The sequence below is a fragment of the Rhizobium sp. N621 genome (assembly GCF_001664325.1).
GTDB classification, from domain to species: Bacteria; Pseudomonadota; Alphaproteobacteria; order Rhizobiales; family Rhizobiaceae; genus Rhizobium; species Rhizobium esperanzae.
The window spans coordinates 2,456,141-2,468,449 of the sequence record NZ_CP013495.1 but is presented as its reverse complement, the minus strand read 5'-3'; the positions used below and the strand labels follow the sequence as shown (position 1 = coordinate 2,468,449).

The 12,309-nt window shown below is 62.9% G+C and carries 6 protein-coding genes; 3 read left to right on the top strand and 3 right to left on the bottom strand.

Going from position 1 to position 12,309, the window contains the following annotated elements; all coding sequences use genetic code 11:
• The first annotated feature begins 1 nt into the window (after position 1).
• Together AMK00_RS12005 and AMK00_RS12000 are read left to right on the top strand one after the other, a co-directional pair.
• Positions 2–1,372 (top strand): MlaD family protein, encoded by a 1,371-nt coding sequence (locus tag AMK00_RS12005; protein WP_064802985.1) that lies wholly within the window; start codon positions 2–4, stop codon positions 1,370–1,372.
• A gap of 25 nt (positions 1,373–1,397) precedes the next feature.
• Positions 1,398–2,009, top strand: a complete 612-nt coding sequence (locus AMK00_RS12000) for an ABC-type transport auxiliary lipoprotein family protein (RefSeq protein WP_064802983.1) — start codon at positions 1,398–1,400, stop codon at positions 2,007–2,009.
• A 123-nt stretch (positions 2,010–2,132) separates the two neighbouring features.
• On the opposite strand, the gene AMK00_RS11995 is transcribed toward AMK00_RS12000, so the two are convergent.
• Positions 2,133–3,008 carry a D-alanyl-D-alanine carboxypeptidase family protein gene (locus AMK00_RS11995; RefSeq protein ID WP_064810500.1) on the bottom strand — a complete coding sequence of 292 codons (876 nt, stop codon included), beginning with the start codon at positions 3,006–3,008 and terminating at the stop codon, positions 2,133–2,135.
• Between the two features lie 369 nt (positions 3,009–3,377).
• Between AMK00_RS11995 and AMK00_RS11990 the strand changes: the two genes are divergently transcribed.
• On the top strand, positions 3,378–4,127 hold the full coding sequence (locus AMK00_RS11990; RefSeq protein WP_064810499.1) for an aminoacyl--tRNA ligase-related protein: 750 nt from the start codon (positions 3,378–3,380) through the stop codon (positions 4,125–4,127).
• Between the two features lie 81 nt (positions 4,128–4,208).
• On the opposite strand, the gene AMK00_RS11985 is transcribed toward AMK00_RS11990, so the two are convergent.
• Together AMK00_RS11985 and AMK00_RS11980 are read right to left on the bottom strand one after the other, a co-directional pair.
• On the bottom strand, positions 4,209–4,769 hold the full coding sequence (locus AMK00_RS11985) for a cysteine hydrolase family protein (protein WP_064810498.1): 561 nt from the start codon (positions 4,767–4,769) through the stop codon (positions 4,209–4,211).
• A 104-nt stretch (positions 4,770–4,873) separates the two neighbouring features.
• Entirely contained in the window at positions 4,874–11,848 is a 6,975-nt protein-coding gene (locus tag AMK00_RS11980; RefSeq protein WP_064810497.1) for a hypothetical protein, read from the bottom strand.
• Positions 11,849–12,309: the final 461 nt, after the last annotated feature.

Below are 12,309 nucleotides of genomic sequence, written 5' to 3'. Positions count from 1 at the left end.
GATGGAAACCAAAGCCAATTATACGATTGTCGGTTTTTTCACGGTGCTGGTGATCGCGGCCGCCTTCGGCTTTGTTTACTGGATGGCCGAATATGGCCGCGGCGGCCCGATGACGGAGCTGATCGTGCGTATTCCCGGCTCGGCCAACGGGCTCAGCGTCGGCTCGCCGGTGCGCTTCAACGGTATCCAGGTGGGCTCGGTGCAGACGCTGTCGATCGATGCCGACGATCCCCAATATTCGCTCGCCTTCACCCAAGTGCGCACGGACGCACCGATTTATCCCTCCACCAAGGCCGCGCTGGAAATTCAGGGCCTGACGGGGGCCGCCTATATCGAACTGTCGGGTGGCCGTAAGGGTGAGGAGAGTATCCTTAAACATGCGATCGAAAACGGCAAACGCGCCGTTATCGTCGCCGACCAGTCGAGCGTCACCAATCTTCTGGCGACCGCCGACAAGATTCTTGATCGCGCCAATGACGCGGTCGGCGAACTTCAGGGTTTCATCGAAGATTCGCGTGCTCCGCTGACCCAGACGTTCAAGAATGCCGAAACCTTCTCGGATGCGCTGGCCAAGAATTCCGATAATATCGACGCCTTCCTGCAGAGCGTCGGTGAGCTCTCCAACACGGTGAAGGCGGTTTCCGGGCGTGTCGATTCGACGCTTCAGGCGGTGGAATCGCTGGTCAGGGCCGTCGACGCGCAGAAGGTCGACAATATCGTCTCCAATGCCGAGAAGATCACCGCCAATGTCGCCGATGCCTCGGGCGATCTCAAGGGCGCGATCCAGAAGTTCGACGAGACCGCCACCACCTTCAACGATTTCGGCAAGCAGGCGCAGGCAACGCTCGACCGCGTCGACACGCTCGTCGCCCAGATCGACCCGGCGAAGATCAAGGGTTCGGTCGACGATATCTCGCAAGCCACAAAGGATGCGCGTGCGGCCGTCGCCTCGATCCGCGACGTCGCCAACACCGTTTCGTTGCGCCAGAAAGATATCGACCAGACGATCCAGGACGTGTCGCAGCTTGCCAACAAGCTGAATTCGGCCTCGACACGCGTCGACGGCATTCTCATCAAGGTCGATGCGCTGCTTGGAACCGACAACACGCAATCGCTGTTCGCCGAGGCGCGCGGTACGCTGGAATCCTTCAAGAAGGTGGCCGACAATCTGAACTCGCGAATCGGTCCGATCGCCGATAATCTTCAGAAGTTCTCGAGCGGCGGCTTGCGCGACGTGCAGACTCTCATCAACGACATGCGCGGAACCGTGAGCAATCTCAACGATACGATCAGCAACTTCGACCGCAATCCGCAACGCCTGATCTTCGGCGGGGACACGGTCAAACAGTACGACGGCCGGACGCGGCGTTAACAGGGAAAGTCAGGGGTAGCCCAGTATGGTCGCATCGCATCTGTTGTCGCGCCGTTCGTGGATCAGGGGAACGGCGATCGCGCTGCCGCTGACTGCGTTGATCCTGTCGGGGTGTGGCACTTCAGCCAAGAACGATACCTATGATCTCTCTGCGGCCGTCGATGGCGATGGGCCTGCTGCCAAATCCCGCCAGATCCTGATCGCCGGCCCGACGGCACTCAGATCGCTCGATAGCGAGCAGATCGTCATCCGCGTCTCCTCGTCGGAAATCCAGTACCTGTCCCGGGCGCAGTGGGGCGACAAGCTGCCGCGCATCGTGCAATCGAAACTGGTCGAGGCCTTCGAGAATTCCGGCAAGCTCGGCGGGGTCGGCATGCCGGGGCAGGGGCTGGCGATCGACTACCAGATCGTCACCGATATCCGCGCATTCGAGATCGACGCTTCGAATGGCAACCAGGCGGTAGTCGAAATCTCCGCCAAGATTCTGAACGACCGAAACGGCTCGGTGCGCGCCCAGAAGGTGTTCCGCGCCATGACGCCGGCCGGCGGCGACAATGTCGGCTTCGTCAAGGGTCTCGACCGCGCCTTTTCGACGGTGGTTTCGGAGATTGTCAGCTGGACGCTGCGCTCTATCTGACAAGACGTTTGTTAAACGCTGCGCCGACGTCAAAAATTGCTGATTGCGGAATATTGGCCCCATCAGATTGGAGCGGCCACCCTATTTAAATTTCTTCATGAATTTGTGAGCTTGACTTGCCGGCTACTTCGTCGGCAGCGCATCCGTCATCGTCGCTGCAGGCTGGCTGCCTGGGATGGTGGAGGCGGTGGCGGTTGGTGATGACGGCAGGGTGCTGTCGAGGAGGCCCGCCATCTTGTCGTCGCGCAGGCTTGCAGTCTTTTCACCCATGACGACGCCGACGACGCGGCGGCCATCCTTCAGCGCCGAGGTCACGACATTGTAGCCGGATGCATCGGTATAGCCCGTCTTGATGCCATCGACGCCGTCATAACGATACATCAGATTGTTATGGCCGCGCAGTTTCATGCCGCGGAACTGAAAGCCGCGCATCGAGAAGAGCTTGAACTCCTCTGGAAAGTCCCGCATCAACGAAAGGCCGAGCGTAGCCATGTCGCGCGCCGTGGTAACCTGCTCCGGATCGGGAAGGCCCGACGGGTTCTTGAAGACCGTGTCCTTCATCCCCAGCTGGCGTGCCTTGTCGGTCATCGTTCTGGCGAAAGCCGGTTCGGAGCCGCCGAGCTGTTCAGCGATCGCCACGGCGGAATCGTTGGCAGACAGCACGACGATGCTTTCGACCGCTTCACGCAGCGTTACCTTGCGGCCGGCGCCGACGGCAAGCTTGAAGGGTTCCTTGCTCTCGGCATTTTCCGACATGGTGAGCTTCTGATCCCAGGTGAGGCGTCCATCGTGCAGCGCCTCGAAAGCGAGATAAAGCGTCATCATCTTGGTTAGCGACGCGGGATAGTTGAGATCATCCTGGTTGGAGGCTTCAAGGACCTGACCGGATTGCGCATCAATGACGAAGCTTGCCTGACCGGCCTTAGCCGGAATGAAAGCGCCCATCAGCAGGGTGGACGAGAGCGCGATGGCAAGGAGCCGGGATGTCGTCGTGGTCATCGGTATTGCTGTCTCTTTCGTTGCACGGCCGAGGCGCCGTTGGCTTTAAACGCAAGCGGATCGAAAAAGTTTGTGACGGAATGAAGGAAGGTGGGCAATAAAAAAGGCCTATCCACAGATGATACCTTTTGTCTCGGCCCCTGCGGTTTTGACAATCGCGCGCATGGCATGTAGAAATTTGTCATGAGCATGAAGCGCGCGCCTTTCTCCCACCATGACCGCACCTGCCCGCAGGTCGCGATCGCGCGCGCCATTGGCGGACGAGGTCTCCGCGTCCTGCTGTGACGTCCGGGCGCTGCATGCGTCCGGCGCGCCGCCGGACGTAAAGCCCTTCACCACGTCAACAGGGTTGCCCGGGAGACAGGCAGCATGCTCAATATTTATCACGTCAATTCGCTCGTCCATTGGGAGGAGCGCGAGATCAATCTGCGCGATCATATGATCGGCTTTTTCTCCCAAGAGGTCCGCAGCTTTCTCAGATCGGTCAATCCAGCCTGGGATATGCGAAGGGTCGAGGCGCCGGCGCTGACGCCGCGGTCGCTGGTTTCAAGTGCCTATTCGAATGCCGACATCTGGGTCCAGGAACAGCTCGCGGCCGGCGATACTGCGCTGGTGCTGAGGCCGGAGACCACGCCTTCGACCTATGTCTACATGCAGCATATTCTTGGAAACCATTCAAAGACGCGGTTGCCTCTGTGTGTCTGGCAGGCCGGCAGGTCCTACCGCCGCGAGCAGGAGCAGCCGACGAAACACATGCGGCTGAAGGAATTCTGGCAGCTCGAATTTCAATGCGCCTTCACCGCCGACAGCGGCAACGACTATCACGCGGCGTGCCTTGAGCCGGTGCGCCGCATGATCGCCTCGCTGATCCATCTGCCGACGCGGGTCGTGCCCTCCGACCGGCTGCCGGCCTATTCAGAGGTGACGATGGATGTCGAGGTCGATAATGGCGACAAGTGGATGGAGGTCTGCTCGATCTCGCGGCGTACCGACTTTCCATACCGTTACCGGTCGCAGCCCCGGAAGGCAGCGGCCGTCGATCACAACGTCCTCGTGCTCGAAATCGCCATCGGCCTCGACCGTTGCGTGTACAACTGGGGCATAGCGGCCGAGGCATGAGGGACGGAAAACCGGGACCGCATGGCGATCCCGGTTTTAGCTGCAGTTGTTCGGAAGATATAAGCGGTTGTTGCCGGAGCCTTATGAAAAGGCAATGTCGGCGGCAGGGCGGACATCCACAATCGCCTTGCCCGCATCGAAACCATCAAGCGTTTCGTTGTGGTGGGCGACAATCGCGGAGAATTTAAGGGTCGCCGTGTCGCCAGTTGTATGGCCGTCGGCAACCAAGGTCACGTCATAGCCGAGCGAAACGGCCCGCCTGACGGTCGTGTCGACGCAGAATTGCGACATGCAGCCGCCGACGATGAGGTGGGTAACCGATCGCTCTTGCAAGCGGTCGGCTAGATCGGTCCCGAAGAAGGAGTCGGCGCTTTTCTTGCGCACGACGACCTCACCTGTTTGCGGCGCAATCTCCCCGCGCAGCGCCCATCCTGGCGTGCCCACGGCCAATCGGTGACCGCTGTCGCCATCATGCTGCACCAGCACGACCGGTACGCCGGCCTGACGCGCCTTTTCCTTGAGCAACGCCAATCGAGCGACGGTCTCATCAAGTGCGGAATCGACCTCGGGCTGGCGCTCCGGCGTGGCCTTTCCGGAGAGAATTGCGTTCTGTACGTCGATAATCAGAAGGGCCTTGGTCATTTCGTTCGCGGTTCCGGGCTGGGCAGCAGATCATATCCCCATCATCAGGGAAAGCCGCCTGACACATGTTCAGGCGGCTTAAGCTCCACGATATCGGCCAGACTCTATCTCAGCCTGCCCGCTGCATGGGCGAGCATGGTGTAAACCTTGCCCGTATCCGAGGTCAGATAGGACTGTGTGACTGTCTGGTTCGGGTCGGTTCGGGCGACGTCGGCGAGCAGCTTTTCGAAATCGCCGATATAGCGGTCGACGGCGGTGCGAAATTCCGGTTCGCGGTCGTATTTGCGCTTGATCTCGTCGAAGGTCTGCTGGCCCTTCAGCGTGTAGAGCCGGCGGGTGAAGACGTCGCGCTCGCCGCGCTGGTAGCGGCGCCAGAGATCGACCGACGCATCGTGATCGATGGCGCGGGCGATATCGACGGAGAGCGAATTCAGCGATTCCACGACATGGCGCGGATTGCGGCTGTCGTTGCTGCGTGCGGCCGGTGCGGCGGTTTCCGCCGGGCGCGCGGGAGCACGGGCCGGCGCCACGTCCGCAGCGTCTTCGCGGGATGCGCCTCGCAAAAGATCGCTGATCCAGCCACCGCTTTCCCGCGCCGGTTCCTGGCGGCCCAATTCCTGGCGAGCGGGGGCTGGCTGCTGGGCGGCCCGCTGAGGAGCGGCGGCCGGAGCGGATGGCGCAATCGTTCCGCGCAGACCGGTGGCTTCGATCGGCGGAGGCGCTGCCGGCTGCGGCGGCTGGGCTGCGATCGGCGGGGTCGGGCGCGGAGCCGGCTGCGCCTGGGCAAGCGAGCGGGCGGCGGGCTCTGAGATTTCGAGCTGCTGGCTGGAGCGGCCGACAAGCTGCGAGATATCCTGCAGGGCCTTGATCTGTTCGGCGACGGCGCGGCGCATGGCCGAGGCGCTTTCCTTGGCTTCCTCCGGCAGGTCGAAGGCGCCGCGCTTCAGTTCGGCGCGGGTGGCGTCGAGTTCGCTGCGGATGTCGGCAGCGGAGCGGCGGATGTCCTCGGTGGCGCCGGAGAAGCGGCCGACGGCATCCTCGATCGCCTCACGCAGCGATTCCCGCATATGCTGGGCGGCGCCGTCGGAGGCGCGGCCGGCTTCGCCGAGCATGCGCTCGACTTCCGACAGCGAGGCGGTGAGGCCGCCGCGAATACGATTGGAGAGATCACCGGAACGGCGCTCGACATTAGCGAAGGTGCTGTCGATCGTCGTATTGGCCTCGTCGCCGGCGCGGGTGATCGCCTCGCGCATGGTTTCGGCCGCTTCCTGGGCGCGCTTCTCGGTTTCCGTCAGAACGCGACCGATATCGGCAAAGGAGGACTGAACGCCCTGGCGCAGGTTGCCGGTGACCTGGTTGGAGCGCTGCTCGGCCCGCTCGAACACGGTCTCGATCATGCCGCCGAGCCCGCGCATGGTCTTTTCGATCTCGTCGGAGCGTTGGACCAGGCTGACGGAGAGGGCTTGCAGCGCGCCTTCACGCTCTTCGAGCGTCGAGGCGAGGTTGGACTGGGCGGCACCCAGAAGCTGCGAGGCCTGGGTCAGAACCTTGGAATGGTCGTCGAAGCGGCCGATGATGCTGCCGACCTGAGCCAGAGTCTGGCCAGAGATGTCGGAGAGGCGGTCGACCTTGCCTTCGAGAAGCCTGGTCGAGGCGCTCACCATTTCGGCAGCCTTGGTGGCGGAGTCGGCAAAGCGGGTCGTGGTTTCGCCGAGACGCCCGTCGACGCTCGTCAGCTGCTCGGCGGCGCGATTCATCATCATTGCCATTGCCGCGCTGCTTTCCGACATGCGCTGGACCAGGCCGTTGACGTTGCCGACCAGGCTGTTCTCGATGGCGCTGACGGCGTTGGCAACATTCTCGGTGCGGGCGGCCACGGCGCTGGCGAGCGCTTCGTTCTCGGCACGCAGGCGATCGGCGCTGAGATTGGCTGCGGCGGTGATGCGGGCAGCGGCCTGCTCGCCGGCATCGGTGTAGCGATCGATGATCGGGCGGGCCGTTTCATCGAGTATGCGGGTCAATTCGACAGAGCGGCCCGATAGCATCGAGTTGAGGTCGCGGGTGCGTTCCTCAAGCGTCGAGCGGATCGAGTTGCCACGCGCTTCGAGCGCCCGGTCGACATCGGAGAGGGAGGTATCGATCTCGCGGACACGCTCCTCGAGATTGGAGCGGATGGCGCTGCTGCGCGCTTCGAGCGCCCGCTCGACATCCGCCATGGTGGCGGAAATCTCGCTGCCGGCCCCCGACAGCGTCGTACGGATGGCATTGCCGCGCGCCTCGAGAGACTGGCCGGCGTCCGACAGGGCCCTGGAAATGGCATTGACCTGCGTGCCGACAACGGTCTCAGCCTCGGCGACCTTGTTGACGATGGCATTGCCGGCTTCCGAGAAGGTCTGGGCGACGGCAGCGGCCTGGGTTGCCAGGCGGTTCTGAGCTTCGGCAACCCGCGTGACGATCTGCGACGAGCGCTCATCCATGGTGCGGGTGAATTCGTCGCTTTTTGCATTGAGATCCTCGGCGAACTGCTGGCCGGTCTTGCCGAGCAGTTCCGTGGTTCTCGTCGCTTCGCCTTCCATTCCCTGGGCGGCTTCGGCCACCGCGCTGCGTAGCGTCGAGGCGAGGCCGGCGGCCTTGCCCTCGATGGTGCGGTTGACGGCGTCGAGGCCGACGGTCAACGCGCGATCCATGGTGGAGAGGCGTTCCTCGATGCGTTCGTTGCCGCGGTCCAAGGTTTCGCCGAGACTTGCCGTGCGGCCCTCGATGGCGCCTGCAAGCGTGGTCGTGCGGCTGTCCAGCGTCTCGGCCAGATTGGCGGTGCGGCTGTCGATTGCCTGTGTAAGATTGGCGGCGCTGCCTTCGAGCGTCGCCGAGATGCGCCGGGTGGCGTCGTCACCGAGCGCGCCGAGCCGGGAAATGCCGTCGGTAAGCACGCCGGAGAGCTGGCTGTTGGCGGCCTCGACCTTTTCGGCAACGCCGCCGACGCCGTCACGGATGCGGGTCTCGATCGCCGTAAGGTCGGCTTCCATACGAGAACCGGTTTCTTCAAGACGTCCCGCAAGGTTCTCGACCGACTGATCGAGATGGGCCGAAAGGTTCTGGGCGGAGCTCGAAATCGTGTTTGCCGCCTCCTGGAAGCGGCCGGCGATCTGGCCGGCGCCGGCGCGCATGCGATCTTCCAATGTCTGGGCGCCGGCGTCGATCGCCTGGCGGATCGAGGCTTCACGATCTTCAAGCGACATTTCGAGCATGCTGACGCTCGTCGCCACCGAAGTGCCGATGCTGGTCGCCTGTTCGGTGAGCGTATCGCTGATCTGCGCATGCGCCTGGCTCAGCGACAACTCGATGGCATTGCCGCGATCCTCAAGCGTCGTGCGGATGCGCTCATGGGCAGAAGCGAGCCCGCCTTCGATGCGCGCCGCGGCTTCCTCGGCCAAGCTCCCGAGCCGCGCATGGGCATCGCTGAGGCGGCCTTCGATGCGGCCGGTCAAGCCGCCGACGAGATCCTCGAAGCGGGCACCGCCCGCATCGAGAACGCCCGAAAGCGCCGCGCTGTGCTCGGAGAGGGCGGATTCAAGCCGCCGCTGATTGTCGGCATAGGCGTTGTGGATGGCGTCTGTCTTGTCGGCAAAGGCGCCGGCGACGCGGGCCTCTGCACTGGTGACGGCCTCCATGATCGCATTGCTGCGGGCTTCGAGGGCGCTGTCGAAGCGGCTCTGGTTGTCATCGAGCGAAATGGCGAGCGCCATGGTCTTTTCATCGAGCGTATCGGTGAGCCGGTCATGGCTTGCCGTTACGGCACCGACGAGCGCGGCGGCGCGGTATCCCAGGGCTTCCTCGAGGCGGACCTGCCCTTCGTTCAGCGAGGCGGCCAGGGCGCTGGCCTTCTGGTCGAGCACGCCGTTCAGGCGTTCATGTGTGCCGGAGACCGCATTGGTGATCGCATCGGCGCCTGATGTCAGCGTCTCCTCGAGGCGGCTCTGGCTCTCGTTCAGCGAAATGGCAAGGGCCATCGCCCGATCGTCGAGCGTCTCGGACAGGCGGTCATGGGTGGCGGAAACCGCACTGAGGAAGGATTCCGAGCGGCTCTCCAGCGTGTCCTGCAGGCGGCTCTGACCTTCGCTCAAGGAGGCGGTCAGCGCCGATGCCTTCTCATCAAGGGTTTCGGCGATACGCTCATGCGTACCGGAGACGGCCTTGAGGAAAGCTTCGGAGCGGGCTTCCAGCGTGTCTTCGATCCGCGTCTGGTTCTCGTTGAGAGAGATTGCGAGCGCCATCGCCTTCTCGTCCAGCGTTTCCGACAGGCGGTCATGCGTGCCGGAAACGGCGTTCAGCAGCGCCGACGACCGGGTCTGCAGCGTGTCCTCGATGCGGGCCTGGCCTTCGCTCAGCGAGATGGCAAGCGCCATCGCCTTTTCATCGAGCGTCTCGGAGAGACGGTCATGAGTGCCGGATACGGCATTCAGCAGGGCCGCGGAGCGGGTTTCGAGGGTATTTTCGATGCGTGCCTGGGTCTCATTTAGCGAGTTGGCAAAAGCTGCCGCCTTATCTTGCAGCGTCTCGGCAAACCGGTCATGGGTGCCGGAGACGGCGTTCAGCAGGCCTGCAGAACCATTTTCCAGCGTTTCCTCGATCCGGGCCTGGCTCTCGTTCAAGGAAATGGCAAGCGCCATCACCTTTTCATCAAGGGTTTCGGCAAGCCGGTCGCTCGTGCCGGACACGCTGTTCAACAATGCTTCGGCGCGGGTTCCGAGCGCGTCCTCGATGCGGGCATGGCGCTCGTCCAACGAGGTCGTCAGGGCCGCTGCCTTGGTATCCAGCGTTTCCGACAGCCGATCATGTGTGCCCGAGACGGCGTTGAGAAAGGCTGCGGAACGGGTCTCTAGCGTGTCTTCGATGCGGCTCTGGCTTTCGTTCAACGAGATGGCGAGCGCCATTGCCTTTTCGTCGAGCGTCTCGGAGAGGCGGTCATGAGTGCCGGAAACGGCGTTGATGATGGCGTCGGAGCGGGTCGTCAGCGCTTCCTCGAAGTGGCCGTGATGGGTGGTCAGCGCATCGATCAGCGCGCCGCCGCGCTCCGCCATGACGCTGTCGATACGCTCATGGGCTGTGCCAACCGCGTCCCGGATTTCTGCTGCGCGCGCTGTCAATACGCTGGTCAGTTCCTCGGCGCGGCCGCCGAAGGCCGTCGTAACCTGCTCGGTGCCGGCGGCAACGGCGGCGGTCAAATCGGTGGTGGTTGTGTGCAGCGTATCGCGGAACTCGGCCGAGCGGGCCTGAAGATTGTTCTGCAGGTCGGAGGTGCCGGATGCAAGCGCCAGCGCGATGTCCGACGTGGCGCTCTGCAGCGCCGAGGTCAGCTCGCCGGTGCGGCTGGTGAGTGCGGTGGTGATTTCTTCGGTGCGGCTGCTGAGCGTGCTCTCCAGCACTTCATGACCGGTTGCGAGCGCCGCCGCGAGCGCCAGCGACTGGTCGGTCATCGAGGAGCCGAGCCGGTCGATGCTGGAGCTCAAAATGCCCTCGATCGAATCCGACCCGCCGGTCAGCGTTTCGTTGATGCGGGCAAGGCTCTCCATCAGCTTGGTGTCGAGCGAGCCGGTGCGCTTGTCGAAAGCGCTGGTGAATTCGGCGACCCGCTCGTCGAAGGCGGTCGACAGCTGGGCGACGGTCGTCTGCAGCCGCTCTTCGAAGAAGCCGGAGCGCAGGTCGAGATCCATGACGGCGTCGTCGGCGGTACTCTGCAGGCTCTGGCGGAAGCTTGCGCCCTTCTCATCGAGCGCGCTGTTCAGCTTCGAGAGCACATCGTCGAGCGTCCCGCCGATGGTGCGTTCGCCCGATGTCAGGCTCTCGTTGATCTCGCGGGTGCGGGCGATCAGGATCTCGTTCAGCTGATGCGTGCGCTCGTTCAGCGCCGCGTTCAGCTTCTCGGTGCTGCTGTCCATGGTCGAGGCGCGCGTCTCGAACTGGCTGAGAAGTTTTTCGCCGTGTTCGTTGAGGTTGACGGAGAGCGCCTCGAGGCGGTTGTCGAATTCGGTGGCGAGCGCAAAACCGGAAGCGTTGAGGGTCTGGAGCAGGCTGTCGGTCTTGGCGGCAAGCAGGCTGCCCATCGACTGCAGGGCGCTGTCCGATTTTTCCAGGATGGTCGCCGCCCGCGTGTCGATCAGCGAGGCGAAGGCTTCGCCCGATGTGGCGAGCCGCACGGCGATCTCTTCGGTCGCCAACGACAGTTCTTCCTTCAGCTGGTCGTGGACGCTGCCGATCGAGGTGCGGATGCGGTCGGCATGGTTGACGATCGCCTCCCGCTCCGAACCGAGTTCATGGACAAGACCGCGCACGCGCAACTCGTTGTCCGCATAGGAGCGTTCGAGAGCGTTGACTTCGGAATGGACCAGCGTTTCCAGCTCGGAAGCGCGCGCGATGGTGCGCTCGATGCCTTCGTTCATCGCCGAGACTTCGCGGCGCACCGCCTGGCCAACGGTCATGATGCGTTCGGAGGCGATGGTTTCCGGCTCCGCCAGGCGCAATGCCACCTCTGCCATCGAGCGGGCGGCGTTGCGCATGTCCTGGGCGCGGGAGATCATGATGGCGAAAGCATAGAACATCATCACCGGAATGATGATGCCGACCAGGCCGGCAATGACGCCGGGCAGGGCGACGAGATCGGCGATCGAGCGGATCTGCCAGATCTGCGGCGCATATAGCAGCGACATCAGGCCGAGGCCCGCCATCACCCAAAGCACGGAAAACAGGGTAGCGGTGCGCATGGCCGAGCGGCTGGAAGCGCCGTCGAAAGATTTCAGGATCGAGGCGGGCGTATTGCGGCTAGCATCATTGGCGGGCGCGAAGGACGAAGCCCTGGAAGCCTGCTCGGCCCCGGCGCCGCGGCGGCTGCGGCGCTGCGCTTCTTCCTGGCCCTGTTGATTGCGCGCATTCGATGGATCAGACACATTACCCTCCGGCGCCTGCGGCGCGTCGCCGCGGCGAGACGGCACGTTATCCTTGCCGAAGTCGATCTGGAGCGCCTCGTCCAACGCCTTGAACGCCTTGTCCTCGATCGACTCGTTATATTTGTTATTCGCCATTCGGTTACGCCTCGTTACTGTCGGCCGGCCCGGCAGCACATCCCCGGCTTCCACCTTGTCCGGGAACAACTTTGCCGTAACGGCCCTCCATCCCAACCGCGGACGGATAAGCATGTCATTTCAGAGTAGATAGCCGCTTTTTCAAACGGAAGGTATCAAAACACTACCATTATCCACTCACTCGGCAAAGGCGCGTACCATAAACCCGCTCCACCAGTATCGTAGTGACACATCTGGGCTCTGCACACAATTAATGAAGGCCTGAGATTCATGGCTCATTAACCCGTTGTTAACATCTTTGAATCCGAGGCCCTGCTTAAAAACCAATAATTTAGGGATATTTAACGGATGTTAACCATATGGCGAGATTTCCGCGCCGGATGTGCCGGAATTTAACGCGATGGCCACCCTTCTGACGCAGAACTGTAGCAAGTGCGGACGATCTGAGACGGGAGAAATGG